25 protein-coding genes and 1 pseudogene are annotated in these 24506 nt (G+C 60.1%); 14 read left to right on the forward strand and 12 right to left on the reverse strand.

The genetic code is table 11. The features are described from left to right. Window positions 1–58 precede the first annotated feature (58 nt). The 3 genes from CIT31_RS29460 to CIT31_RS29470 are packed head-to-tail and all read right to left on the reverse strand — an operon-like array spanning window position 59 to window position 2441. The gene (locus tag CIT31_RS29460) at window positions 59–883 is read right to left on the reverse strand and encodes an aspartate dehydrogenase (protein WP_095521414.1); all 825 of its coding nucleotides are present in this window, start codon (window positions 881–883) and stop codon (window positions 59–61) included. A 25-nt stretch (window positions 884–908) separates the two neighbouring features. Then, window positions 909–1460, reverse strand: coding sequence for a 3-hydroxyanthranilate 3,4-dioxygenase (locus CIT31_RS29465; protein ID WP_095521415.1), 552 nt, complete (start codon window positions 1458–1460; stop codon window positions 909–911). A gap of 18 nt (window positions 1461–1478) precedes the next feature. Continuing rightward, window positions 1479–2441 (reverse strand): dihydrodipicolinate synthase family protein, encoded by a 963-nt coding sequence (locus CIT31_RS29470; protein ID WP_095521416.1) that lies wholly within the window; start codon window positions 2439–2441, stop codon window positions 1479–1481. A 514-nt stretch (window positions 2442–2955) separates the two neighbouring features. On the opposite strand from CIT31_RS29470, the gene CIT31_RS29475 reads away from it, so the two are divergent. Further along, the gene (locus CIT31_RS29475; RefSeq protein WP_095521417.1) at window positions 2956–3339 is read left to right on the forward strand and encodes a hypothetical protein; all 384 of its coding nucleotides are present in this window, start codon (window positions 2956–2958) and stop codon (window positions 3337–3339) included. A gap of 578 nt (window positions 3340–3917) precedes the next feature. Next, the gene (locus CIT31_RS29485; RefSeq protein WP_095521419.1) at window positions 3918–6110 is read left to right on the forward strand and encodes an adenylate/guanylate cyclase domain-containing protein; all 2193 of its coding nucleotides are present in this window, start codon (window positions 3918–3920) and stop codon (window positions 6108–6110) included. Window positions 6111–6121: 11 nt separating this feature from the next. On the opposite strand, the gene CIT31_RS29490 is transcribed toward CIT31_RS29485, so the two are convergent. The 3 genes from CIT31_RS29490 to CIT31_RS29500 all read right to left on the reverse strand — a co-directional run bounded on the left by CIT31_RS29490 (window position 6122) and on the right by CIT31_RS29500 (window position 7790). Continuing rightward, a complete protein-coding gene (locus tag CIT31_RS29490; protein ID WP_280950419.1) occupies window positions 6122–6649 on the reverse strand; it encodes a YHS domain-containing (seleno)protein in 528 nt (175 codons plus the stop codon). Window positions 6650–6662: 13 nt separating this feature from the next. Then, entirely contained in the window at window positions 6663–7253 is a 591-nt protein-coding gene (locus tag CIT31_RS29495; RefSeq protein ID WP_095521522.1) for an ankyrin repeat domain-containing protein, read from the reverse strand. A gap of 177 nt (window positions 7254–7430) precedes the next feature. Beyond that, entirely contained in the window at window positions 7431–7790 is a 360-nt protein-coding gene (locus CIT31_RS29500) for a hypothetical protein (protein ID WP_245316512.1), read from the reverse strand. Between the two features lie 314 nt (window positions 7791–8104). On the opposite strand from CIT31_RS29500, the gene CIT31_RS29505 reads away from it, so the two are divergent. The 3 genes and pseudogenes from CIT31_RS29505 to CIT31_RS29515 all read left to right on the forward strand — a co-directional run. After that, window positions 8105–8737 carry a hypothetical protein gene (locus tag CIT31_RS29505; protein WP_095521421.1) on the forward strand — a complete coding sequence of 211 codons (633 nt, stop codon included), beginning with the start codon at window positions 8105–8107 and terminating at the stop codon, window positions 8735–8737. 321 nt (window positions 8738–9058) lie between these two features. Then, window positions 9059–9289 (forward strand): helix-turn-helix domain-containing protein, encoded by a 231-nt coding sequence (locus CIT31_RS29510; RefSeq protein WP_095521422.1) that lies wholly within the window; start codon window positions 9059–9061, stop codon window positions 9287–9289. 103 nt (window positions 9290–9392) lie between these two features. Then, window positions 9393–9557 (forward strand): annotated as a pseudogene (locus CIT31_RS29515) (JAB domain-containing protein); the annotation flags it as partial. A gap of 51 nt (window positions 9558–9608) precedes the next feature. Here the strand turns inward: CIT31_RS29515 and CIT31_RS29520 are convergent. Further along, complete coding sequence (locus tag CIT31_RS29520) at window positions 9609–11060, reverse strand: MFS transporter (protein WP_425350677.1); 1452 nt, start codon at window positions 11058–11060, stop codon at window positions 9609–9611. Window positions 11061–11205: 145 nt separating this feature from the next. Here CIT31_RS29520 and CIT31_RS29525 point away from each other — a divergent pair, with 145 nt between their 5' ends. Beyond that, the gene (locus tag CIT31_RS29525) at window positions 11206–12114 is read left to right on the forward strand and encodes a LysR family transcriptional regulator (protein WP_095521424.1); all 909 of its coding nucleotides are present in this window, start codon (window positions 11206–11208) and stop codon (window positions 12112–12114) included. A 28-nt stretch (window positions 12115–12142) separates the two neighbouring features. Here the strand turns inward: CIT31_RS29525 and CIT31_RS29530 are convergent, their stop codons facing one another. After that, a complete protein-coding gene (locus tag CIT31_RS29530) occupies window positions 12143–12667 on the reverse strand; it encodes a hypothetical protein (RefSeq protein ID WP_095521523.1) in 525 nt (174 codons plus the stop codon). 453 nt (window positions 12668–13120) lie between these two features. Between CIT31_RS29530 and coxB the strand changes: the two genes are divergently transcribed. The 6 genes from coxB to CIT31_RS29560 all read left to right on the forward strand — a co-directional run bounded on the left by coxB (window position 13121) and on the right by CIT31_RS29560 (window position 18319). Next, window positions 13121–13936, forward strand: a complete 816-nt coding sequence (gene coxB / locus CIT31_RS29535) for a cytochrome c oxidase subunit II (RefSeq protein ID WP_065007787.1) — start codon at window positions 13121–13123, stop codon at window positions 13934–13936. Between the two features lie 86 nt (window positions 13937–14022). Beyond that, on the forward strand, window positions 14023–15792 hold the full coding sequence (gene ctaD / locus CIT31_RS29540; RefSeq protein WP_095521425.1) for a cytochrome c oxidase subunit I: 1770 nt from the start codon (window positions 14023–14025) through the stop codon (window positions 15790–15792). After that, on the forward strand, window positions 15789–16493 hold the full coding sequence (locus tag CIT31_RS29545) for a cytochrome c oxidase subunit 3 (RefSeq protein ID WP_095521426.1): 705 nt from the start codon (window positions 15789–15791) through the stop codon (window positions 16491–16493). The genes ctaD and CIT31_RS29545 overlap by 4 nt, the downstream gene beginning before the upstream one ends. A 13-nt stretch (window positions 16494–16506) precedes the next feature. Continuing rightward, on the forward strand, window positions 16507–17229 hold the full coding sequence (locus CIT31_RS29550) for a heme-copper oxidase subunit III family protein (protein WP_095521427.1): 723 nt from the start codon (window positions 16507–16509) through the stop codon (window positions 17227–17229). A gap of 25 nt (window positions 17230–17254) precedes the next feature. Next, window positions 17255–17659 carry a cytochrome C oxidase subunit IV family protein gene (locus CIT31_RS29555; RefSeq protein WP_095521428.1) on the forward strand — a complete coding sequence of 135 codons (405 nt, stop codon included), beginning with the start codon at window positions 17255–17257 and terminating at the stop codon, window positions 17657–17659. Window positions 17660–17845: 186 nt separating this feature from the next. After that, window positions 17846–18319 carry an aminoacyl-tRNA deacylase gene (locus CIT31_RS29560; RefSeq protein WP_065007814.1) on the forward strand — a complete coding sequence of 158 codons (474 nt, stop codon included), beginning with the start codon at window positions 17846–17848 and terminating at the stop codon, window positions 18317–18319. Window positions 18320–18373: 54 nt separating this feature from the next. Here CIT31_RS29560 and CIT31_RS29565 read toward each other — a convergent pair whose 3' ends face one another. From CIT31_RS29565 to CIT31_RS29575, 3 genes are all read right to left on the reverse strand, one after another. Next, on the reverse strand, window positions 18374–19192 hold the full coding sequence (locus CIT31_RS29565; protein WP_095521524.1) for a DUF2189 domain-containing protein: 819 nt from the start codon (window positions 19190–19192) through the stop codon (window positions 18374–18376). A gap of 316 nt (window positions 19193–19508) precedes the next feature. Continuing rightward, a complete protein-coding gene (locus CIT31_RS29570; RefSeq protein ID WP_095521429.1) occupies window positions 19509–20456 on the reverse strand; it encodes a heme o synthase in 948 nt (315 codons plus the stop codon). Window positions 20457–20543: 87 nt separating this feature from the next. Then, window positions 20544–20924, reverse strand: a complete 381-nt coding sequence (locus tag CIT31_RS29575) for a c-type cytochrome (protein ID WP_095521525.1) — start codon at window positions 20922–20924, stop codon at window positions 20544–20546. Between the two features lie 286 nt (window positions 20925–21210). On the opposite strand from CIT31_RS29575, the gene CIT31_RS29580 reads away from it, so the two are divergent. After that, on the forward strand, window positions 21211–22098 hold the full coding sequence (locus tag CIT31_RS29580) for an alpha/beta fold hydrolase (protein ID WP_095521430.1): 888 nt from the start codon (window positions 21211–21213) through the stop codon (window positions 22096–22098). A 75-nt stretch (window positions 22099–22173) separates the two neighbouring features. Further along, complete coding sequence (locus CIT31_RS29585; protein ID WP_095521431.1) at window positions 22174–22500, forward strand: antibiotic biosynthesis monooxygenase family protein; 327 nt, start codon at window positions 22174–22176, stop codon at window positions 22498–22500. A 79-nt stretch (window positions 22501–22579) separates the two neighbouring features. Here the strand turns inward: CIT31_RS29585 and tig are convergent, their stop codons facing one another. Beyond that, the gene (tig, locus tag CIT31_RS29590) at window positions 22580–24052 is read right to left on the reverse strand and encodes a trigger factor (protein WP_095521526.1); all 1473 of its coding nucleotides are present in this window, start codon (window positions 24050–24052) and stop codon (window positions 22580–22582) included. Window positions 24053–24506 lie beyond the last annotated feature (454 nt).

Raw genomic sequence — 24506 nt, forward strand, 5'->3', positions numbered from 1 at the left:
ACCGACATTCATCTTTCATGCCAGGAACGCGACAGGGCCGGAGCGCTGGCATTTGGAGCTAGACAACCAGAGTTCCGGCTTCCGATTCAAGCAGCTTGACCAGACTGAGCGCCGCCATGTCGGAGGTCTTCGCGTTGGTCGGCATGGGTTCGTTCTCGATGCGGAAGCTCAATGCTCCGAATGCGCCCAGCGCCGTCACCTCGTGAATATTGCGTCGAGCGGCCGGGTCGGCGACAAGGCGCACCAAGGTCCTATCAAGCCCAATACCTGCAAGCGACGACAGCACAACGGCATTTGCGTTGGCTGGATAGCTACTTGCCGCCTCGCGCGCGCTGCCTTCGAACAGCGTTGTCGCTATCGGCAAATTCGATAAGTCGAACCCCGTTTCTGCTGCCGTGCCTTTCCAAGCCGCCGGCGGTTTGGAAATGATGTGTGTTACCTGATCGAGCGGCAGCAGTGATGCCGCAGACAAGGCGTGCAGGCCACCCAACGCACCATGCGGCACGACCAGTTGCGACCCCGACGTGTGTGCTGTCGTCAACAACGCCTCGCGCAACCCGTCGTCGGTCAGCGCGCTGGCAGAGCAGATTATGAACTTGCGCGCGCATCGCAATGCTGCTTCGCCCCATTCCTTGACCGCTTGTCGGCTTGCGGCCTCCAACACGATATCGGGACGCATTCCCGCCAGTTCGGTCGGACTGCTCAGCACCGGCCCAGTCCACCACGGCTGCACGTTGATGCCTGGCCGTTCCGCGATAGCCACCAACTCCATCGATTGTGCCAGGCGCTGTCCCACGAATTCCGCAACCCGCTGGCCGATGGCGCCGGCGCCTATCAGACAGAGCCGCATCTTGCGGTCGCGGGCAGTTGCGGCTTGGGTCATCGTGTCCACGCGCGCATGCCGCCGGTCACATTGACACCCATCCCGCCGGGGGTACTTTGCCCGGGTGAACGGTTCCACATTTGCTGCACGTACGGGCCGCCTCATCGGCATAAAACGCATGGTATATCGGCGGCAGATCGCGAACGATGCTCTTCAGCTTGACCTCGACCCGTTTAACCAGGTTGCTGCACTCGAAGCAGTACCATTCGAAAGCGTCCAGTTGATCAGGTTGCCGCTTCGGCTCCACGACCAAGCCGATCGATCCTTCCTGAGGACGCTGGGGCGAATGCCGGACATGCGGGGGCAAGAGAAAGATTTCCCCCTCCCGGATCGGCACATCGTAAAACTGGCCGTTGTCGACAACCTTCAACAGCATGTCACCCTTCATCTGGTAAAAGAATTCCTCAACTGCATCGTCGTGGTAGTCAGTCCTCTGGTTTGGTCCTCCAACGACCGTGACCATCAGGTCGGCGTCCTCCCAGATCTGTTGGTTGCCAACCGGCGGCTTCAGCAGATGCTGATGTTCGTCGATCCACTTGGAGAAACTGAAAGCGCTCAGCCGTCCTGTCTTGGCCATCGTCGAAACTCCTCCGCTTCACCGTTGATTGACGTTCAGGCCACTGGCCTCGAACGCGCTTTGCGTATTCCTTCGCTCTTGCGCCGTCAGTTCGAGCAACGGCGCACGAACGGCGCCGCCTGTTTGCCCGAGCAGCTCTTGCCAAAACTTCTGATGTGCATGCGGCTTTTCAAGCGGGCGCGTGGTGCGCAGGGCTTTGCGCACCGGCTCCAAACTGTCACGCACGGCCCGCGCCTCCGATTCCTTGCCTTGAAAGGCCAGCTCCGTATAGCGCCGCATCCTCAAATCCGTTGCGCTCTGGATAAGGTAGGGTGGCGAGGAGCACAGGTAGAGTTGCCAGCCGAGTTCCAGAATGTTGTCGAGCCATTCGCTCTCGGACGCTGTGCTCACCAGAATGCGGTCGCCCGCCAGCCTAGTCAGTTCTGCGTACATGGACCGGGGAACGCTGTACTTGATGGCGACGACATTCTCGATATCGGCAAGCCGTGTGCAAAGCTCCGGCGACATCAAATAACCGCTGTCCGGATGGCTCCAAAGTGCGATGCCAATGTCAACCTTATCGGCAATGGTCCGGTAGTAGTTGAAGAGCGTTTCATCCTGGGCTTCGAGAAAATGTAACACTGGCGCGTGAACGACGATGTAATCGGCGCCGGCGCGTTGGGCATGTATTGCAAGGTCGATAACGACATCGAGGTTCTGATCGGAACAAGACATGATTGTCTGCGCACGACCGGCGCAAGCATCAACCGCAATTTCGAGGCACCGCTTCCTCTCGTCGACGGACATCGAGAAAAATTCACCCTGCTTTCCGGCGACAAAGAAGCCATCGATGCCGAGATCGCCGATCCAATGCTCGTAGTTGCGCCGCATCCCCTCTTCGTCGATGGAAAGATCGGGTCTGAACGGTGCAAGCGCCGCCGCCCAGATGCCGCGCATCGTCGCACGTGAATGGTGTTTGGCATCTTTCTTCGCGTATTTCATTTAAGCTCCAGCGTCTTCCGTCCTGGCAAAGGAAGGTTACGAATGGCCGATATATATCTCAATCCGCCATATTCTTATTAAGTAAGAAGCTTCACTTATATATACGCGATTGTCAGATGTAACCGACCAGGCAACCACGTCGCGCGGCGACGTACCAAACCAAAGCCTGCTTCGTCTTACCCGTGAGCCCGACCGATTAGGCGATGGGGCGTCGCGGGAGCGGCGCCCCATAATCCAAGCGAAGACGGAGCAATCAGCATGACCACGGACAACGGCCAGAATGGCAGCGAACCGTTCTTTGGTGGCGATGCCGAGGGGAAATAATCGATCGAAAAGTTACGCGAGGTGCCGATCCCCGCGATCTGCCCTAGCCATGCCCTGGCCGTAACGCGGCTAACGGTGCCATCCATCCTGACATGAATGCGCCGACAGTCGTGCTACGTTGAGAGCGCGGCCGGCCGGTGTTCCGACACCGATCTGGCAGCCTGCCATGAAGTGAAAAGGAGAGTTCACCATGTCCAGGATCAATCGCCGCGCCTTGCTTCTCAACGCCGGCAGCGCCGTTATTGCGTCGACCGTTGCGGCATCGGCTTTCGCCACAGAGCCGCGACGCCGGGACCGGGAACCGTCCCGCGATCTGCGGGCGATCAAGGCGCACAAGGCAACGTACGCGGCGTTCGGCAAGGCAATCCACGAAGTGGACGGCAGTCACCGCGACCACCACAGAGCCAGCCGGGCTGAGGAAAGGGCACTGCTGGCTGTATGCGCCTATCCTGCGGTCAGGGAAGGTGATCGCCGGGCCAAGGCACGATATCTTTTGAGGATCGAGGCGCGCGGCGAACTCGACCTGGCAGAGCACATGCAGGCTCTCCTCCGCTCGACGATGTGGAAGGGATAGGACCGGCTTCCCCGTCGTGTAGGACGTCCGCGTCCTTAATGCGCCAAAGACCGGATCGCGTCCATGTTTGAGAGGTTCGCGTTGAAACAGCGCTAACGGAGATCAAACGCTGATTTGGTGGCGATCATTATGATCGCTGCCTGGGTCACTCGCAGTCAACTCTGCCGGCTGTGGAATGAGCAAGGAACGCCAGGAGCTGTCCTCGCTGCGCCGAACTCCAAACGTCGCGATAGGGGCCGGAAGCGGACGGTCGGCTTTCAGCCGTTAAAGGGGTGGAAGCGGACATTCAGGACCTTGGGGAGCATCGACGCGATCTGACCCATTCCGGTCATTCCCAGAGCATTTCGGCGTCTCCAAAGCGGACACTCAGCCAAGCCGGCGCTGATGACCTAAGCGGACATCTTGTCGAGAGAGCTTTCCGTTCAGAACTCTCGTGGATGGAAGGACCGGCGCGTTGCGTATGCCGAGTAACCCGCCATCCGCTAGCTATAGCTAAAGCACGCTCGCGTCCGAAGCAGGACTAGAATAGGGTGAAAGGTAAAGCCGCTACGACCGACCAGGGAAGGCGCACGGCACGGATGGACCGACGGCTTACGGCAATACTTGCTGCCGACGTGGTTGGCTACAGCCGCCTCATGGGCGAGGACGAGGTAGGCACGCTCGAGGGACTGAAGAGCTGCCGTCGCGAACTGATCGACCCCGAGATCACGAAGCACCACGGCCGCATGATCAAGCTCATGGGCGACGGCGCGCTCGTCGAGTTCGCCAGTGTCGTCGATGCCGTCCAGTGTGCTGCTGTAATCCAGCGCCGGATGGCCGACCGCAACAAGGGCACCGCCGAAGCCCGGCAAATCCGGTTTCGCATTGGTGTCAATCTCGGTGATATCATCGTTGAGGGTGAAGATATCTACGGCGACGGGGTAAACATCGCCGCCCGTCTGCAGGCGATCGCAGAGCCCGGCGGAATTTGCATCTCCGGCACGGCGTTCGATCACGCAGCGCACAAAGTGGATGTAGGCTTTGCCGGTCTGGGAGAGCAGCGCCTCAAGAATATCGCCGATCCGATTCGCGTCTATCGGGTCCTGCTAGATCCCGGACAATCGGGGAAGATCGTGGCCGCGCCACACCGGCCGGGCTCCTGGATCATGATTTTGGCAGGAATCGCGGCGGTCCTGTTGATCGGCTTGGTTGTAGGCATCTTTGCCTGGCAGAGGCCCTCCGCGCTTCAACGACCATCCGTTGCCGTCCTGCCATTTGCAAACCTGAGCGGCGATCCGAGCCAGGACTATTTTGCCGACGGCATCACCGAGGACTTGATTACCGACCTTGCCAAGCTTTCTGGCCTCGATGTCATCGCTCGCAATTCGGTTTTTGCCTACAAAGGAAAGCCCCTCGTTTTGGCCGATGTCGGACGCGATCTTGGCGTGCGGTTTGTCGTTGACGGCAGCGTGAGGCGGACCGGCGATCAAATCCGCCTCAATGCGCAGCTAATCGACATAGCCACTGGCGACAATCTGTGGGCCGATCGGTTCGATCGCGGCATCGCGGAAGTGTTTGCGGTCCAGGACGAGATGGGCCGGGAAATCGCCAAGGCGCTCGGCGTCCAAGCTTCGGCAGCCGAGAGCGAGCGAATGGCACGCCCGCCGACTGCAAATCTCGAAGCCTATGATACCTACCTGCGTGCGGAGCGGGAGGCGCGCACCGGTCGAGGCGACGGATTGCGCGAGGCGCTTGCGCTCTATGAGAAGGCGCAGAAGCTCGACCCTGCCTTCGCCGAGGCCTTCGCCGCCGACGCACGGCTGAGTGTCTATCTTTGGCGCACTGCCTCCGATGATATCATTCAGAGCGCGCTTGCGCGAAAGAGAGCATATGAGAAGGCAAGCCGTGCTTTGGAGCTTGATTCGGAGTTTTCATCGCCCTACGCCGTTCTCGGGATTATGCAGGTCATGGATCGCCGCTATGAAGATGCGATCACCTCGGCGGAGCGTGCTGTCGCATTAGGCTCCGGAGATGCTGCGACGCAAATTGCCGTTGGTTATATCCAGCTGTTCGCCGGCAATCATAACGAAGCGGCATTAGCCGTCGAGACGGCATTGAAGCTTGATCCCAATCTGGCTCCGATAGACCGCGAGGTTGTCGGAGTTGTCTTTCTTTTGCTCGGGGACACCAGGAAAGCCGTTGAGACTCTCGAGCGCGCTCGCAACGATGCTCCAGAGGCGGGCAGCCTTAGGATTCTGCTCGCAGCGGCCTATGCCCGCGCCGGCCGCTCAGAGGACGCCAAAGCGGCGATTGCGGACGGCCTCCGGCTGGTGGCGAGGACCGAATCCTTGGCTCGACTGCGGTCGTTGGAAGCGTTTCGGAATCACTATGCCCATCTTCGCAACGCTGAAGATTTGGCACCGATCATCGACGCCCTACGCCAGGCAGGACTGCCCGAATGGCCGTTCGGCTTCACCGCTGATGAACAGAACCGGTTGAACGGCGCGGAAATCGCATCTCTTGTTGTTGGCAAGACCTTGAAAGGCAACCTCGAACCCGACGGGCTTCCAGCCATTATGCGGATCGAACAGGACGGCACGGCAGTCTTCCGCACGATGACACGAATGATCACCGTGAGGGTCTACGTCGATCGCGACCTGTTATGTGAGCAGAGCGAAAATATGTTTGGGCGCCCCATCTGTGGTCCCGTCTACCGACGAAGAGACGCTGCCGGCAACGGGTATTCTTATGTCAATATAGGTATGGTGTTTCACTTCGTGACAGTGAATTGAGCTCGCAAGTCTCAGGGGTTATTGATCAAGTTCCAATCCGGCTCATCAACTGCCAACTTTGCCTGGACAACCGGCCATTTAGCATCGCCCTTCGGAACAAAATCATCGGCATTGTCCGCAAAAGCGGCCGCGTTCCCTTCGTCGTAGATCAGGTAGAGCTTGCCATCGATGATCTTGAACGCTTCCGGATCGACATTGACGGTGACGGATTCATTGAGTGCGACCTCGCCCGCGCAGTAACCACCGTATTGAGGAGCGTATTTGGCAGGTTCGCTCATGAACATTTCCTTGTGTTTCTTGCTGGCGAAATGCCACGGCGTGCCAAGCCACTCATGGGAAAATTCTTCGGAACCCTTTACGGCCTTGCCATCGGTGAAATAAGCGACCGTGTCGTAGCCCATGATCGCCACGCCGCCGAAGTAGCCAGTGTTCACTGAGTCGTCGGCGAAGGCAGAGCCTGCACCGGCCATCAGGGTGAGCGAACATACGGCTGCCGAGACCGAATTGCGAACCAGTCTCCTCGTGATCAATATGTTCATCTGCGTTCTCCGTTCAATCGTGGATAGCTTCGCACTTCGCAGCGTTCGCTTCGCCAAGGACTTTCGCCTGGCACGTGGCGCCATGCCGTTTGAATAGTTTTATGATGTCGGTGTTACCCTTCCAGAACGCGCGGGTAATCGGCATATAGCCATGACCCTCGGCCCGGTTCACATCCGCACCTTGCGCAATGAGGAATTCTGCCAGTTCGACATGGTTTTCCTCACCCGCTATCACCAAGGGTGTGACCCCAGACTTGTTAGCCGAGTCCTCGAGCACCGCGCCCTTTTCGAGCAACAGCTTGGCGATCGGGAGGCTTCCAGAAAACGCAGCCGCGTGGAGGGGGGTAAACCCACCGGAATTGCGCGCCATGATGTCGGCGCCCTTGCTCAGCAGGAATTCCGCAATGGGAAGCTGATCGTTGAGAGCAGCAGCGATGAGGAGCGTTGCCTGGTCGCGTGCCCGGCTGTCGACGTCGGCACCGCCTGCCAAGGCTTGCTCCACGGCACTCTTGTCGCCGGCAGCGATGGAGTCGAACAACGACTCACCTGCGACTACTCTTGTAGCCGCCAATACCAGCATAGTAAGTGCCAGCAGTCCGCGCATCATGTAAAATAGCATATTAGCTTCGAGTCATACAAGCTGCATTGGGCTCATCGGGGGCAGATGCCGGCGGACAGCGCGGCCGGATGTCCGCTTTTGGGATGCGGCTATGGTCTGCTCAACGGCCGATATTAGGCGCATACCAGACATCAGCAGCTTACCTTCTGCGCGCCGGTCGCCTCATTCGTTCCACATTGTCGATCGGAGAACGGCCTGCATATGCTCTGCGAGGTCGAGCTCACCGCGCGCCTCAATCTCTAAAAGATATCGGGCTTTGGCCAGGCGATCCCTTTCCATAACCGCAGCGTAGCCGCAGATGGCGAGCAGCGCCCTCTCCTCCTCCCGGCTAGCTCTGTCGGAGCCGCTGCCGCCGCCTATGTCATGCAGGGCTTTATCGAACGCCGCATAAGCTGCCTTGTGCGCCTCGATCAGCGCTCGCAGATTATTGGATGGCTCTTTGTCCCATCCCGGCGGCTCTGCACCGAGCGCCGTTGCCGCAATCGTCGAGGCGACGACTGCGCTGCCGGAGTGGAACAGCAAGACGCGGCGATTGATCCTGGACGTGGCAAACTCTCCCTGCTTTGATGGCAATCAGGCCAATGACGTAAAACCATTAGTTTGTAACACGACGGGTTGCGCATTCGTGTCAGGATGGACCCCTGGCAGCCGACAGCCAGTGCGGCTGAGCATGCGCAGGGCCTGCATCTCGGACAGGATGCGCCCGACCGCAGCCGCAGTGTGCGCCCTTTTATCCTGCCATCGGTCTTCGGTCGTGTATCGCGGCCCTCCCTCGGTAGTACCAACCCCGCGCTCTGCCACGAGGCAATGTCCCGCAAAACCCTACGAGGTGTGTCATGCCCACCGATAGCCAGTACATTCTCGAAAGCATCAAGCAGGGATGCGTGATGCTTTCCGATGATGAGTTCGTCATAGACAGGTTGGTGAAGTATTTCGGCAATGGCAGGATCCGCTGGCACGTCGAATTCCGTGGGCATCGCATCGAGCTGACGACCGGCCAGATCAAGAAGCAGCCCGCCTTCCGCAGGAAGATACTCGAACAGGCTGGCGTGCTGCCGCCCCAGCGTGCCGGGGCCAGCCACAGGCGATGGGCACTGGATCTGAGGAAGAATGCCATTGAGCTCCCCTGGCGGGACAGGCCGGTCGATGCCGATTTCGCCATCGACAGGCTCACCAGCCACGGAGATGGGCGCTGGACGGTTGAATACCAAGGCAAGTCAATCAAGTTCACGTCAATCAAACTGCGCAGGCAAGTCAGTTTCCGCAAACGCATGCTGGCCAAGGCAAAGGTGCTGCCGCCCCAACTGGATCCGGTTGCCTATCGGAAGTGGGTGGACTGGCTCATTCAAAACGCCACCGAGGCTGCACCGCAGGACGGCGATGCCTCGATGACAGAGAAAAGCTGGCTTGACGATCTGCCAGAGCTAGCCGGCTGGCAAAATGAAGCACCGCCCCAAGGGACCAGCTAGGGCGGCAGTGGTGGCGCGCTGACAGGATTCGACCGTGTTCCCTCTGCCTTCGGAGGGCCCTGCTGGTTGATCCTGCCCGGAGCACAGACTAATGATCGCGCTTCCCTCCGGCCTTTTTCTAGCCGGCAGCCCGAGATGGTCCTACCGTGGTCAGAACCCCCTTTCAGTCTTGCGCGAAGGCGCCGTAGAGATGCGTGACGCACCAGTATCGACTGATGTTCTCAATGAAGATTGCCTTGTCGACCCCGAGCGTAGGAGGTCGTCTCCGTTCATCATTCGCGGACCCGATCATCCCAACCGAGACTTGGTTTGAGGTAGAAGATGACGGAACCACTGTATTTGACACCGGAGGAAGTGAGCGAACGTTTTCGCGGCGCAATCTCGACCGGGACATTGGCCAACTGGCGAGCAATGCGCGTCGGGCCAGCGTTCGTGAAGATTGGAAAATCCATCGTCTATCCCGTGGCCGACCTAAACCAATGGGCAAATCAGCAAACTGTTAAGTGCCGCGCGACAAATCGCCTCAACGGGAAGGAACATGAGCAATCGTGAACCTCGTCGAATAGAGCTCCCTACGCACCCCAGAAACCGCCCCCACTAACTTCGTTATTGCAATTTTACCGTTATCTATCAGGTAGATACGGAGTGGCGACGGGTGGCGCACAATCATCCGTCAGGGGATCCGACGCCGTCGCGCGCCGACATCGAGATGACCAAGCTGGTCATCGAGACGGCCAAACCGCTCGGCATTGCCGTCCACGATCACATCATCATCGGCAAGAAGGGTCATGCCAGCATGAAGGGCCTGCTGCTGATCTGACGCCCGATCTGAGCATGCATCGGCTTCTTGTCGAAAGCGTACGGTCTCGTGTCAAGAAATATCTCCAGGCAGAGAGGGGCGCGCCGCGAGAGCACGGCTACCAACCGCCATCGCGAGCGCGACGACAATCAGAACCGCCGCGACTGCGAACGTGATCCGCATGCCGGCGGCAACGGCCTCGGGGCGCGCCGTTGCGATGTCGATCGTCACTGAGGCGAATGCGAACACGGCGCCCATGGCGGATGCACCGGTGATGAGCCCGAGATTGCGCGACAAATTGAGCAAGCCGGAAATGACGCCCCGCTGGTCCGGGCGGATATCCGACATGACGGCGGTGTTGTTGGCCGTTTGGAACAGCGCATAGCCTGATGTGACGATTGCGATCGGAGCGATGTAGCCAGGGATGCCTGATATTGTCGGCATCATGGATAGAATGAGGCAACCGGCCGCTATCGCGATGAGCCCAATGATGGTCATCCGCCCAGCGCCAAAACGGTCCGCTATGCGACCAGCTGGCACGCCGGTCAGCGCGGCGACAAGCGGACCGACCGACATGACGACGCCAACAAGAGCCGCGTCGAGCCCGAGCGCACGAGACAGATAGAACGGCCCGACCACCAGTGTCGCCATCATCACCGTCGCGACGAGTGCGCTCATGGCGAGGCTCGTACTCAGCGTCGCATTGCGGAATGCGGCCAATCGGATCAAAGGTGATGCCACCCTCGCCTCCACAAGCACAAAGAAGCCGGCTCCGAAAACGGCTGCGACCAACAGAGCCATGTTGAGCGGACCAAAACTGCCACGCCCGAACGTCATCGCGAGCGCATAGGCGCCAAGCGCCAAGGCAAGCAGCAGCGTGCCCACAACGTCGAAGCCGGCCCGATCCGTCTTCGATCCCCGGCGATCAGCCGGCAGGTAGCGATAGGCGAGAACAAGGGCCAGCAAACCCAATGGCACGTTGACAAGGAAGATCGCCCGCCAGCCGGATCCGGCAATCAGAAGGCCCCCGAGCGACGGACCGACAGCGGTGCCGATCGCCGACATCGTTCCGAGCAGCCCCATAGCGCTGCCGGTCCTTGCCTTCGGAACCGTATCACCGACGAAAGCCATGGTGAGGGCCATCATGATGGCCGCCCCCAAGCCCTGCGCCGCCCGCGCGGCGATCAGCAGCCAGAGCGTCGGCGCGACACCACATAGGACCGAAGCCGTCGTGAACAGGAACAGTCCGGCCAGCAACAGCTGCCGGCGACCGATGAGGTCACCGAGCCGTCCAACGCTGACGATCAGGGTGGTCACGGCGAGGAGATAAGCCAGCACGATCCACTGGACTTCCTGGAACGAGGCGTCGAACGCCTGCGCCAAGGTCGGCAAGGCAACATTGGCGATGCTGATGCCGAGTGAGGACAGCAACATTGACAGCGAAAGGCCGGCAAGCGCCCACCGAAGCGAAGGTGCTCGTTCCACATTTCCGGCGACTGCCCGTCCTGCATCGATTGGCTTCAATATGAACTCCGTTTTCTGGCGGCTCCGGAAACGGAGCTGGCAGACACGTAGTCCTTTGCTTGACATGGCTGAAGACGCATCGTTTGCACTTAATCATTGCGTTTGACGCTATGTCAGATCGTGCCAACCATGCTACGATCCATCTATGCCGCATCCCGATCTCAATCTGCTCGTCACCCTCGATGTGCTGCTGACGGAAGGCAGTGTGGCACGCGCCGCCAAGAGGCTGCGGCTTAGCCCGTCGGCGATGAGCCGGGCGCTGGCGCGATTGCGTGAGACGATCGGCGATCCGCTGTTGGTCAGGGCCGGACGCAGCCTTGTTCCCACACCCCGGGCCCTCGAGCTCCGCGAGCGCGTGGGTCAGCTTGTGGAGGACGCCGAAGCCGTTCTGCGTCCTGTTGAGACGCTCGACCTGAAACGGCTAGTGCGGACCTTCACGCTCAGAAACCAGGACGGCTTTGTTGAGAATTTCGGACCTGATCTCATTGCGCGCGTCGGCGAACAAGCACCGGGCGTGCGGCTGCGTTTCGTACTGAAGCCGGACAAGGACAGCACGCCCCTGCGCGACGGCAGCGCAGACCTGGAAACCGGCGTCGTCGGAAAGGTCACGGGGCCAGAGGTGCGCGCGCAAGCGCTGTTCCGTGATCGTTTCGTCGGCGTCGTGCGGATGGGGCATCCCTTACGCGAGTTGACGATCACCCCTGCCCGTTATGCGGCCGGCCGGCACATCCTCCTCTCCCGTCGCGGGCTCGACAGGGGACCGATCGACCACGCGCTTGAGCCGCTAGGGTTGAAACGAGAGATCGTGACGGTCGTCGGCGGTTTTTCGGAAGCTCTGGCTCTGGCGCGCGCCTCGGACCTGATCGCCAGCGTTCCCGAACGATATACGGGGAACCTGCGCGACGGAATGTACTGTTTCCCTCTGCCGGTTCCCCTGCCGGAAATCACGGTTTCACTTTTGTGGCACCCGCGGCTCGATGCCGATCCGGCGCACCGCTGGCTGCGCGGGTGCGTTCGAGACGTTTGCGCCGGAATAACTCACTGGATTTCTTAGTGGGTTGAGGCGAGCGCTGCTGATCCGATCACGGCAACTCGGTGTTGCAGGTGCCGGCGATCTGGCCGACCGCCTCGCTGAACCCGGCAAGGTCAAAATCGGCCTCGCCTCGCCCCGACAGCAGCCCGAACCGCCAGGACAGTTGGAGCCGGTCTGCGGAAACCAATCGCCTGATCCCGTCGGCACCATCCCGAACCAGCCTCCTCCCCCGCGCGCCGACCGACCAGCTTTCGTTGACCTTGCTGGCCTTGTCGACGGTCACCGACACGGTGATGGTCCGGCTGGCGGAGACGGCATCGTTCAACTGCAGCCATTCGCTCCAGCGCGGTTCGCCATTCGCCCGACAGGCAATGGTCAGAATCGGGCTGTAGCTTAAGGTGCCGCCGCTCGTGATGAGCTTGTTGGTAGCATGGAGCGAGGCAGTGACCAGGCCATCGCTGCCGGTGTCGAACCGCCAATTGTCAAGGACGCTGTCGGCCTGGGCGATACCGCAGACCGAGGCGAAGAGGACCGCCGTGGCGACCGCGCCTCCGATGCCGACGAATAATTTCAACGATCCCTCCAACGACCTGCACTTTGCAACTCGCGCAGATAATGATCAAAACATCGTATCGCCAGCCGCCAACCGCTGCTTGGGCGCGAATCTGTCGCTTATCGCATCGGTCCGAGAATCGGGATCGATTCTCGGACGCACGATTCGTAGATAGTGAAAATTCGTTCAGAGTTTCTGCGTCCAAGTGGACGCACGTCGCTTTAAGGCGACTATGAAAAAGGATGCATTGAGGGCGGTCTTTCATAATTCGGCGCAATGCCGTGTTGTTCGGCGCCTTTGGCAGCTTTTTCTTCGCTGCAGCCTTCTTCTTCTTGGGTTCTTCCGCATCATCGCCATTGCGTTTTCGGCTGACCGGAAGACCGCACTAGAATTTCGACGGGAAATCGAGCTATGATGCATTTGGCATTTCCCGGGGCGGCTTCGCGCCCTTGGAATGCCGGGAGGAAACGGGATATGGCCGTCGCGCTTGTACTCGTTTTGGTAGTTGTGGGCTCAGTGTTGTTTCACTTCCTGAGCCCATGGTGGTGGACGCCGATTGCCTCTAACTGGGACTATATCGACAACACCATCATCATCACCTTCTGGATCACCGGCGTCGTCTTCGCCGCCGTCGTCCTATTCATGGCCTATTGCGTCTTCCGCTTCCGTCATCGGGAAGGGAACCAGGCGGCATACGAACCCGAGAACAAGCGGCTCGAATGGTGGCTGACGATCGTCACCGCAATCGGGGTCACGGCCATGCTGGTTCCCGGCCTGTTCGTCTGGAACCAGTTCGTCAGCGTCCCAAGCGACGCAACAGTGGTCGAAGTCGTCGGCCAGCAATGGCAATGGAGTTTCCGCCTGCCCGGCAAGGACGGCAAGCTCGGCACATCCGACACCCGCAACGTCAGCCCTGAAAATCCCCTGGGCGTGAACGCCAGTGATGCCAACGGCCAGGACGATGTCGTCGTCGAAGCCGCCGATCTGCATCTGCCGGTCGGCAAGCCGGTCAAGATGCTGCTCCGCTCGATTGACGTGCTGCATGATTTCTATGTCCCTGAATTCCGCGCCAAGATGGACATGATCCCGGGCTCGGTCACCTATTTCTGGTTCACCCCGACCAAGACCGGAACCTTCCAGGTCCTGTGCGCCGAACTTTGCGGCCAGGGGCACCCGTTGATGAATGGCGTGGTCATGGTCGACACGCAGGAAGATTATCTGGCGTGGCTCGGCGAACAGCAGACTTTCGCGCAATTGTCGGCCCCCCAGCAGGTGGGCTCGGCAGAGTAGACGCCGGGAAAGACGGCGACGTGGGTTGAAATTGCGGTAGGGCTCGAAACTGTCGAGCCTGGTCGAAAAGGGCACGGAGTGTTCTTATGGTCGATATCACACCTGCAGATGCGGTACCGCCGGCCGAAGTCGCGGAGATGGAACTTTACCATCCACACAGCTGGTGGACGAAATACGTCTTTTCGCAGGATGCCAAGGTCATCGCCATCCAGTATTCGGCGACGGCCACGGCAATCGGCCTGGTGGCGCTGGTGCTGTCCTGGTTGATGCGGCTGCAGCTCGGCTTCCCCGGCACGTTCGACTTCATCAGCCCCGAAGCCTACTACCAGTTCATCACCATGCACGGCATGATCATGGTGATCTACCTGCTCACGGCACTGTTCCTGGGCGGCTTCGGCAACTACCTGATCCCGCTGATGGTCGGCGCGCGCGACATGGTCTTTCCCTATGTCAACATGCTGAGCTACTGGATCTACCTGCTCGCCGTGCTGGTTTTGGCGTCGAGCTTCTTTGCGCCCGGCGGACCGACCGGCGCCGGCTGGACGCTCTACCCGCCGCAGGCGATCATGACCGGCACGCCAGGCGGCCAGGACTGGGGCATCATCCTGATGCTCGTCTCGCTGATCCTGTTCATCATCGGCTTCACCATGGGCGGCTTGAACTACGTCGTGACGGTGCTGCAGGCCCGCACACGCGGCATGACGCTGATGCGCCTGCCGCTGACCGTCTGGGGTATCTTCACCGCCACTGTCATGGCGCTGCTCGCCTTCCCGGCGCTGTTTGTCGCCTGCGTGATGATGCTGTTCGACCGTGCGCTCGGCACCAGCTTCTTCATGCCGGCCATCGTCGAGATGGGCGAGCAATTGCAGCACGGCGGCGGCAGCCCGATCCTTTTCCAGCATCTGTTCTGGTTCTTCGGCCATCCCGAGGTCTACATCGTGGCGCTGCCGGCCTTCGGCATCGTGTCCGACCTGATCAGCACCCATGCGCGCAAGAACATCTTCGGCTACCGGATGATGGTCTGGGCCATCGTCGGCATCGGTGCGCTGAGCTTCGTGGTCTGGGCGCACCACATGTATGTCAGCGGCATGCATCCCTATTTCGGCTTCTTCTTTGCCACCACGACTTTGATCATTGCCGTCCCGACCGCGATCAAGGTCTACAACTGGGTGCTGACGCTGTGGCGCGGCGACATCCACCTCACCGTGCCGATGCTTTTTGCCCTGGCCTTCATCGTCACCTTCGTCAATGGCGGGCTGACCGGACTGTTTCTCGGCAACGTCGTCGTCGACGTTCCGCTGTCGGACACGATGTTCGTCGTTGCCCATTTCCACATGGTCATGGGCGTCGCTCCGATTCTGGTGATCTTCGGGGCGATCTATCACTGGTACCCGAAGGTCACCGGCCGGATGCTGAACGAGGCGATGGGCCAGTTCCATTTCTGGGTCACCTTCCTCGGTGCCTACCTGATTTTCTTTCCCATGCACTACATCGGCCTGATGGGCGTGCCGCGCCGCTACCACGAACTGACCGCCACGACGGTGATGACCGAATCGGCCCACGATCTGAACGCGTTCATCAGCATCATGGCGTTCCTCGTCGGCTTTGCCCAAATCGTGTTCCTGTTCAATCTGATCTGGAGCATTCGCCACGGCCGCGAGGCCGGCGGCAATCCGTGGCGCGCCACGACGCTCGAATGGCAAACGCCGGAAACACCGCCCGCCCATGGCAATTTCGGCAAGGAACTGCCGATCGTCTATCGCTGGGCCTATGACTACAGCGTGCCGGGCGCCAAGGAGGATTTTATCCCGCAAAACATGCCGGGCGCCTTCGGATCGTCCAGGGAGCCGGCATGAGCGTCATTCTGGTCTTCCTCCTCGTGATCGTCGGCTTTGCCGGATGGTGGCTTTCCCACCAGCGGCTGATGGCCAAGCCATGGCTCGAGCAAGGTGTCATCGGTGATATTATCGGCCAGGAAGGATCGGCGTTGCCGACCGCCAAGATCGGCCTCGGCGTCTTCCTCGCCGTCGTCGGCTGCCTGTTTGCACTCTTCACCAGCGCTTATTTCATGCGCATGGCGCTGTCGGACTGGCAGGCGCTGCCGTTGCCGCGCGTGCTCTGGTTCAACACCGGCGTGCTGGTCCTGAGCAGCATCGCGCTGCAATGCGCCTCGGTCGCTGCGCGCCGGGGCCAAATCGACACGGTCAGGCTCGGCCTCGTCACGGCCGGGCTCACCGCGCTTGCCTTCCTGATCGGACAGCTTGTGGCATGGCGGGAACTGACCGCCGACGGCTACTTGCTGACCGCCAATCCGGCCAATAGTTTTTTCTACCTGATAACCGGGATGCATGGCCTGCACATCCTGGGAGGGCTGGTGGGTCTGAGCCGAACAACTGCCGGCGCCTGGAACGGAGCACGGCCGGAGCGGCTTCGCCTCAGCGTCGAATTGTGCGCCATGTACTGGAATTTCCTGCTTTTCGTCTGGCTCGCCATTTTCGCGCTTCTGGCCGGCTGGGCCGCGACTTTCATCGAGATTTGCCGACAGTTGCTGACCTAGGAGGGCCGGACGGATGGCAGACACGACACTGACGCATACTGGCCAAGCACAGCCGCGGCCGGCGGGCTTGCAAGGCGTCGCCGCCGACTGGTCTTCGGATCAGCGCGCGTTCAAAAACGTGTCCTGGGGCAAGGCCATGATGTGGATCTTCCTGCTCAGCGACACCTTCATCTTCGGCTGCTTCCTGCTCTCCTACATGACCGCGCGCATGTCTACCCGAGTGCCGTGGCCCAATCCGAGCGAGGTCTTTGCCCTTCACATTGGCGGCTCGAATATTCCACTGATCCTTATCGCGATCATGACCTTCGTGCTGATCTCGAGCAGCGGAACGATGGCCATGGCGGTGAATTTCGGCTATCGCCACGACCGCCGCAAGACGGCGATCCTCATGCTTTTGACCGCAGCACTCGGCGCGACCTTCGTCGGCATGCAGGCCTTCGAATGGACCAAGCTGATCACCGAAGGGGTACGGCCCTGGGGCAATCCGTGGGGTGCGGCGCAGTTCGGATCATCCTTCTTCATGATCACCGGCTTTCACGGCACCCATGTGACGTTCGGGGTGATCTTCCTGATCATCGTGGCGCGAAAGGTCTGGCGCGGAGATTACGACACGGGACGGCCTGGTTTCTTCACCAGCCGCAGGGGCCGCTACGAGCACGTCGAGATCATGGGGCTCTACTGGCATTTCGTCGACCTGGTCTGGGTATTCATTTTCGCATTCTTCTATCTTTGGTGAGAAGCAGCATCTTTGAGAGGCAGATATGGCTGAGGTAACCGCAAACGGCCTGGCGCAACACACGCTTCACGGAGCTCAAGCGCATGATCCGGCGGCAATCGGCACCGCCCCCGCGGAAGTTTATCAGGAGCACCCGATCAAGCTCTATCTGGTGGTCTGGGCATGGCTGTTCATCCTCAGCGCCTGCTCCTATCTGGTCGATTATGTCGGCCTCCAGGGTTATCTCAGATGGTCGCTGATCCTGATCTTCATGATGCTCAAGGCCGGGTTGATCGTCGCGGTCTTCATGCACATGGCCTGGGAACGGCTGGCGCTGACATATGCGATCATATTGCCGCCGATATTGGTGCTGGTGTTCGTGGCGATGATGGTCTTCGAATCGGATTACACGCTTCTCACCCGGACGGTGTTTTTTGGGGCCGAGCCCTGACGCGCATCCGGGTACAGGGCTTCGGCAGCATGTCCATCAAGAGCCGGAGATGCCATTTGCGGCCCGCTCTGCGTTGCCTTGAAACAATCGACAGCTGGCCCATTTTTGTTGGTAGGGAAACGACGGAAGCAAAATGATTGTCCTCGTTTCCACATGCGTCGCGAACTCCAGCGAGGGAGGCTCAAGATGACGATCGCAAACAGACTGAAGGACTTTATCGACGAGAAAGGAATTTCCTACGACACCGTCGAGCACCACCGCACCTCGACAAGCAGGCAGTCCGCAATAGCGGCGCATGTGCCCGGCAGCATAATGGCCAAATCGGTGGTCGTTCACCACGACGGTGGCTATGCGCTGGCCGTGGTGCCCAGCACGCACAGGATCGAGCTCGGCACGTTGCAGGACGTCATGGACCAGCGCATCGGACTCGCCTCCGAAGACGAGGTGGTTTCGCTCTTCGAGGATTGCGACACCGGCGCCATCCCGCCGATCGGCGCGGCCTACGATGTGCCGGTGATCCTCGATGAAAGCCTAGGCAATGCCGCCGACATCTATTTCGAGGGCGGTGACCACAGGACGCTCGTGCATGTCAGCGGCAAGGATTTCCGCAACCTGACCAGCGATGCACAACAAGCCCGCTTTAGCTACCCGGCTTACTGAAGGCTCAGCCCTTGCCGTACCGGCGCGCTCGCCGGTGCGGCAAGGCAGGATTTTTCAGCTCGCCGGTTTGGTGGAAGCCGGCGATTCCACAACTTTGCGATAGACGTGCCAGGTGGCGTGACCGAGGATCGGCAGCACGACCGCCAACCCGGCAAACACCGGCAGCGAGCCTATGATCAGGGCGACGGCGACGATTAGGCCCCAGACAGCCATCACGATCGGGTTCGCCAGGACCACGCGCACCGAGGTGTGGATGGCTTCATAGGCGCCGACGTCGCGGTCGAGCAACAACGGGAACGCGACGACCGTGGTGCACAATACGACCGCGGCGAAGACGAAGCCGATAGCGTGGCCAACGATAATCAGCGTCCAGCCGCGTCCGGTGGCGAATATTTCACTGATGAAGCTGGAGAGCGATTCCGGCGGGGCCGGGCCGAACACCTGCTGGTAAAATATCTGCGCGGTCAAAAGCCAGGCGATGAAGATCGCAAGCAGCATGATCCCGACCGCCGCGATGGCCGGCAGCGCCGGAGAATTCCTGACCTCGAAAGCGTGGCCCCAGGAGGCGTCGAGTCCGGCTTCCCGCCTGCGGCTGATCTCATACAGCCCGATCGCCGCGAATGGACCGATCAGCGCAAAACCTGACACCAGCGGAAACAACAGCGGCAACGCATTGTTGCCCGACGTCCAGACAGCGAGCACGACGCCGACAAGCGGATAGATCAGGCAGAGGAAAACGATATGCGACGGTTTGACCATAAAATCGTCGACCCCTCGCTTGAGCGCGTCGAAAAGGTCGGAAACGCCGATCTTTCGAATTCTGGTGTGCTCCAGCGTCTCGCTGGCGCCTGCAATCACGTGAAAACTTGCCATGACCATTCCTCCAGACCAGGTCCGGTAAGGTCGCGATTCCACGGTGCTGCCGTTCAGCGTAACTGGCCACGCGAAACCGCGACCTGCACCATGGTCAACATACGCTCTTGCATGGGATTTGTCGCCGCCCTTTGTCTGAGGGACGGCTCCGGTGATCCGGCTAGCTCTAACGGCCTTTCTTCGATATTCTCCAAGCCGGGTTGAAGGGTGAAGGTCATGGATGGAAAGACCGTTCTCATGCTCGGCCTTGGCGTAGTTATTCTGCTGTTGCTGGGGTTCTGCGCAGTGCCAACGTGAGGTTGAGCAGGTCACGCCGTCAATTTCCGGCTGACATGATGGCACGCATTGCAATGGTGTTGGCAAGCAGCACGGCAAAGATCGCGAAAAGATAGAAGATCGAATAGGCAAACAGCGCCTTTGCGCGTTTCATCTCCCACCCTTCAACCCACCTTTTGTCGACCAGAAGCTTCCAGGCATGCCAGATGAAACCCGCGCCCAATGCGGCCGAAACAATCCCGTACAATCCGCTCGCGAATCCGAACGCCCAAGGGAGCACGCCGATTGGTGCCAGGATCAGTGAATAGACGAAGATTTGTCTTCTGGTCGAGGCCTGGCCGGCTACGTTCGGCATCATGGGAATGCCGGCCGCGGCATAGTCGCCGATCTTGAACAACGCGAGCGCCCAGAAATGCGGCGGCGTCCAGAGGAAAATGATTAGAAACAGGATGACGCTTTCAACCCCGACGGCACCGGTGGCCGCCGCCCACCCGATCACCGGAGGAAGGGCACCCGCGGCGCCGCCTATGACGATGTTCTGCGGCGTCGAGCGTTTCAGCCACATCGTGTAGATGACGACGTAGAAGAAGATGGTGAAAGCCAGCAGCGATGCGGCAAGCCACCCCACCAACACGCCGAGCGTCATGACCGAAAGTACGGAAAGCACCAGGCCGAAGCCGAGAGCTTCGCCTGGCGTGACCCGGCCTGACGGGACCGGCCGCTTTGACGTGCGTGACATCAACGCGTCAATATCGGCATCGTACCACATGTTGAGTGCCCCAGCCGCTCCCGCTCCAACCGCAATTGCACCAACTGCAATCACGGCGATGATCGGATTCATCGTCCCGGGCGCCACCATCAAGCCGACGAAAGCGGTAAAAACAGCAAGCGCCATGACGCGTGGCTTCAGAAGCGCGAAGAAATCACTGACCGTCGCTTCGGATATCTGGATACCGGTATCCTTGAGGCCGCTTTCCCGCGCCGACAATTCAGGCGACCATCGATGGAGGCAGGCAATCTGGCCGGCCCATCGGCCGGCGGAAGAGCCGGGTTACTTCCTGGCGGAAGAACCGGGTCATTTGGAGAATTGCTTCAGATACGCGATGACGTTGGCAAGGTCCTCGTCCTTCTTGAGGCCGGGAAACGCCATCTTCCCGCCTTTGATCATGGCTTTGGGATCGCGAAGGTAATTCGTCAGCGTGGCGTCATCCCATTTGATCCCGGATTTACCCGCCTCGGTCATGGCTTTGGAATATTTGAACCCCGGATGCGTGCCGGCCGTTCGGCCTATAACGCCGTTCAACGACGGACCGATCTTGTTCGTGTCCTTGTCCACGACGTGGCAGGCCTTGCATTTGGCGAAGACCTTCTCACCCGCGGCGGCGTCCTGCGCCTGGGATTGGCTCGTGTCTAAGATCGCAACGGATACGGTGGCGAAAAACGCGATTGCACGCATGGCATTTCCTCCCCGATCGCCAAATCTGCCTTGGACGATCTGCGCGCGCAGACTTTCGCCGGCATGCGCCCCTTGCACGAACAGAGCGGAATATCCGCGTCCCCCGCATGGAATTGCGGCATCTACATACCACAGAATCTGGCCGGCAGATAGAAGAAGTCGACCAGCCAGATTGCCCCCGAAGCGGCTCGAGCGGCGTCGGGGCGCGGTCGGAACGCATACCGGGTAAAGGCGTTAGACCAGCTACGGTTAAGCATCTGGAAGATCAAAGATTAGAGAAGCGTCCATGAACGACGGGAGCGTCCTGGAGGTGCGCCACGGCACCCTCACGATCGATGGCGACACGGTCTTTTACAGAGAGGCAGGCCCTGAAGCCGCGCCGGTGTTGCTGCTTCCGCATGGTTATCCCTGCTCATCCTTCCAATATCGCCGGCTGATGCCGGCGCTCGCCGATCGGTGGCGGACGGTTGCGCCGGATTTCCCCGGCTTTGGCTACAGTGGAACCCCGGATCCGGCACGGTTCGGTTATGATTTTGACGCTTATGCAACTTTCCTGGAGCGGTTCACCGACGCGCTGGAGCTCGGCAGCTACGCGTTATGGCTGCACGACTACGGCTCGCAGATCGGCCTGCGGCACGCCATAGCGCACCCATCGCGGATCAGGGCCTTGATCATCCAGAATGGCGACATCTACGCGGATGCTCTTGGCCCGAAATACGAAACGATCCAGCGTTTCTGGCGGGATCCTTCACCAGCGAACCGTGCGCCGCTCGAACAGGCGGTGAGCGAAGACGGCTTTCGCGCCGAGTTCGTAGGCGAAGTCGATGACGACGTCGCTCGACGTGTCCCGCCCGATCTGTGGAAGTTGCATTGGCCGCTGATGGATACGCCTGTGCGCCGTGCGCTCTCAGTCGGACTGATGGAGAAGCTCAAGGCCAATCTCGACTGGTTCCCTCGTTACCAGGGATACCTGCGCGAGCAGCGGCCGCCGGCATTGATCCTTTGGGGACCGAAGGACGAATACATGCCCGAGCCGGCAGCGCGCGCCTATCTGCGCGATCTCCCCGAGGCCGAGCTGCATTTGCTGAACGACGCCGGACACTGGCTGCTGGAGACCCATTTCGAGGTCGCCCTGCCGCTGGTGCGGCGGTTTCTTGGCAAGGTCCTGGGGTAGTTGCCAGCACAACGCCGCAGCGGATCCCGCCATCGCTGCCCCATCCTCATCAACACCCATCGAGAGGAGCACTTCATGACCGACAACGCCACAATTGCCCGGATCTGGCGGGGAAGGACACGCCGTGATCTGGCAGACGCCTACGAGCCATATCTACGCCGCGAAGGCATTCCGCCGCTTCAGGAGAAGGCACTTGGCTTGCAATTGTTTCGCGAAGATCGCGAAGAAGAAACGGAGTTTGTGACCATCTCGTACTGGCCAGACGTCGAAGCCATGGCGAGCTTCACCGGCGGCGACCCGCACAAGATCCACCACCTGCCGCGTGACGAAGAGTTTCTCATTGAACTGCCCAGGCGAGTGACCGTGATGCGGATCCTCGTCAGTCAATTGCCTCGCGACTAGGGCGGCGGCCTTACGACGTCGGCAGCAACGAAAAAGGCCGCCTCGTGGGCGGCCCTTTCACAATTCGCAGAATGCCGTGTTATTCGGCGTCTTTGGCGGCTTTCTTCTTCGGCGCGGCCTTTTTCTTGGGCTCTTCCGTATCGTCGGCCTGCTTGGCGTCGGCCTTCTTCGCGGCGGCTTTCTTCGCCGGCTTCGCCTTGGCCGTCTCGGTGTCCTCGTCGTCGGCCATCAACTCTTCCTTGCTGACCTTGACGTCGGTGATCGAGATCTGGCCGAGCAGATGGTCGACCACCTTCTCCTCGAATAGCGGTGCGCGCAGCGTGTTCAGCGCTTCGGGGTTGCTGCGGTAGAATTCGAAGGCTTCCTGCTGCTGGTTGGCCGGATAGCGGCGCACCTGCTCGAACAGGCCACGCTGCAATTCGTCGTCCGACACCGTCACGCCGGCCTTCTCGCCGATTTCGGCGAGAACCAGGCCGAGACGCACGCGGCGCTCGGCAAGCCGCATATATTCGGCGCGCGCCTCTTCTTCCGTCGTCTCCTCGTCGGCGAAGGTGCGGCCGGCGGCTTCCAGATCGCGGTTGACCTGGTTCCAGATGTTGTTGAACTCGGCCTCGACGAGCTTCGACGGTGCCTCGAACGAGTAGGCGGCATCGAGCTGGTCGAGCAGCTGGCGCTTGATCTTCTGGCGCGTCATCGAACCGAACTGGTTCTCGATCTGGCCGCGCACCACTTCACGCAGGCGCTCCAGCGACTCCAGGCCGAGATTCTTGGCCATTTCGTCGTTGATTTCCAACGCACCGGGCTTGGACACTTCCTTGACGGTGACGTCGAAGGTCGCTTCCTTGCCGGCCAGATGCGCCGCCTGGTAGTTTTCCGGGAACGTAACCGTGACCTGCGTCTCGTCACCGGCCTTGCTGCCGATGAGCTGATCCTCGAAGCCGGGAATGAATTCCTTGGAGCCGAGCACCAGCGGCTGGTCCGTGCCGGCGCCGCCGCTGAAGGCTTCGCCGTCGATCCTGCCGATATAGTCGATCGTCACGCGGTCGCCTTCGGCGGCCTTGCCGGCCTTCGGCTCATAGGTGCGTGCCGATTCGGCGACACGCTGGACCTGCTCGTCGATTTCCGAATCCGGCACGTCGAACACCTGACGCGTCACCTTGATGTCGGAGAAATCCTTGATCTCGATCGGCGGAATGATCTCGTAGTTCAGGCGGAACTCGAAGTCTGCGCCGCCGGCCAGGATCTTCTCGGCCTCCTTCTCGTCCTCGGTCATGATCACTTCGGGCTGCATGGCGGCCTTTTCGCCGCGCCCGGTAATGATCGAACGGGTCGAATCGTTGAGGATCTCGTTGACCACCTCGGCCATGAACGACTTGCCGTAGACCTTGCGCAGGTGCTGCACCGGCACCTTGCCGGGGCGGAAGCCGTTGATACGGACCTTGTTCCTGGCATCGGAAAGCCGCGCCATCAGCTTGGCTTCCATGTCACCCGCCGGCACGGTGATCTTGATCTCGCGCTTGAGACCGGAGTTGAGCGTTTCGGTGACCTGCATCATAGAACCTTTGTTTCCACCAATGAGGCAGCCAAACGGCTCCTGCCGTTTACAGCCTGCCGGTATTATCTTGCCGGGAATGGCTTTTGGTGCGGGACTTGGCGATCTGTCCGCCCAACGCGGCTCAAATCCTTCAGAAATACGCTCCAAAATGTGAATAAGTCTTTGTTTTTCCTACTTCTTATCACATTCGGCAGAAGCGGATCGTCGCATCCCGTCACATTCGACACGCCTTTTGTCACAGGCGCGGCTAATTTTCAACCATCTTCGCGTCTACAGCCCCGCGCGTCCTCTTGGACGCGCAAAGGACGCTGTAGCACCTTCATTTTGGCGCCTAATCCTTTCCGAAAATCGATTTTCGATTTTCGGGATCATGCGCCGGCGAACGGCCCTTGTTTTGACCGCGACATTGACAGAATGATGGCCCAGCGCAGCGATCCTGACGCAGAGAAGC

The sequence above is a fragment of the Mesorhizobium wenxiniae genome, assembly GCF_002284535.1.
Lineage (GTDB): Bacteria > Pseudomonadota > Alphaproteobacteria > Rhizobiales > Rhizobiaceae > Mesorhizobium > Mesorhizobium wenxiniae.

Bases quoted from the DNA above. Each gene is read 5' to 3' on its own strand.
- CIT31_RS29460 (WP_095521414.1), bottom strand. From the start codon at position 883: ATGACCCAAGCCGCAACTGCCCGCGACCGCAAGATGCGGCTCTGTCTG.
- CIT31_RS29465 (WP_095521415.1), bottom strand. From the start codon at position 1,460: ATGGCCAAGACAGGACGGCTGAGCGCTTTCAGTTTCTCCAAGTGGATC.
- CIT31_RS29470 (WP_095521416.1), bottom strand. From the start codon at position 2,441: ATGAAATACGCGAAGAAAGATGCCAAACACCATTCACGTGCGACGATG.
- CIT31_RS29475 (WP_095521417.1), top strand. From the start codon at position 2,956: ATGTCCAGGATCAATCGCCGCGCCTTGCTTCTCAACGCCGGCAGCGCC.
- CIT31_RS29485 (WP_095521419.1), top strand. From the start codon at position 3,918: ATGGACCGACGGCTTACGGCAATACTTGCTGCCGACGTGGTTGGCTAC.
- CIT31_RS29490 (WP_280950419.1), bottom strand. From the start codon at position 6,649: ATGAACATATTGATCACGAGGAGACTGGTTCGCAATTCGGTCTCGGCA.
- CIT31_RS29495 (WP_095521522.1), bottom strand. From the start codon at position 7,253: ATGCGCGGACTGCTGGCACTTACTATGCTGGTATTGGCGGCTACAAGA.
- CIT31_RS29505 (WP_095521421.1), top strand. From the start codon at position 8,105: ATGCCCACCGATAGCCAGTACATTCTCGAAAGCATCAAGCAGGGATGC.
- CIT31_RS29510 (WP_095521422.1), top strand. From the start codon at position 9,059: ATGACGGAACCACTGTATTTGACACCGGAGGAAGTGAGCGAACGTTTT.
- CIT31_RS29525 (WP_095521424.1), top strand. From the start codon at position 11,206: ATGCCGCATCCCGATCTCAATCTGCTCGTCACCCTCGATGTGCTGCTG.
- coxB (WP_065007787.1), top strand. From the start codon at position 13,121: ATGGCCGTCGCGCTTGTACTCGTTTTGGTAGTTGTGGGCTCAGTGTTG.
- ctaD (WP_095521425.1), top strand. From the start codon at position 14,023: ATGGTCGATATCACACCTGCAGATGCGGTACCGCCGGCCGAAGTCGCG.
- CIT31_RS29545 (WP_095521426.1), top strand. From the start codon at position 15,789: ATGAGCGTCATTCTGGTCTTCCTCCTCGTGATCGTCGGCTTTGCCGGA.
- CIT31_RS29550 (WP_095521427.1), top strand. From the start codon at position 16,507: ATGGCAGACACGACACTGACGCATACTGGCCAAGCACAGCCGCGGCCG.
- CIT31_RS29555 (WP_095521428.1), top strand. From the start codon at position 17,255: ATGGCTGAGGTAACCGCAAACGGCCTGGCGCAACACACGCTTCACGGA.
- CIT31_RS29560 (WP_065007814.1), top strand. From the start codon at position 17,846: ATGACGATCGCAAACAGACTGAAGGACTTTATCGACGAGAAAGGAATT.
- CIT31_RS29565 (WP_095521524.1), bottom strand. From the start codon at position 19,192: ATGGCAAGTTTTCACGTGATTGCAGGCGCCAGCGAGACGCTGGAGCAC.
- CIT31_RS29575 (WP_095521525.1), bottom strand. From the start codon at position 20,924: ATGCGTGCAATCGCGTTTTTCGCCACCGTATCCGTTGCGATCTTAGAC.
- CIT31_RS29580 (WP_095521430.1), top strand. From the start codon at position 21,211: ATGAACGACGGGAGCGTCCTGGAGGTGCGCCACGGCACCCTCACGATC.
- CIT31_RS29585 (WP_095521431.1), top strand. From the start codon at position 22,174: ATGACCGACAACGCCACAATTGCCCGGATCTGGCGGGGAAGGACACGC.
- tig (WP_095521526.1), bottom strand. From the start codon at position 24,052: ATGCAGGTCACCGAAACGCTCAACTCCGGTCTCAAGCGCGAGATCAAG.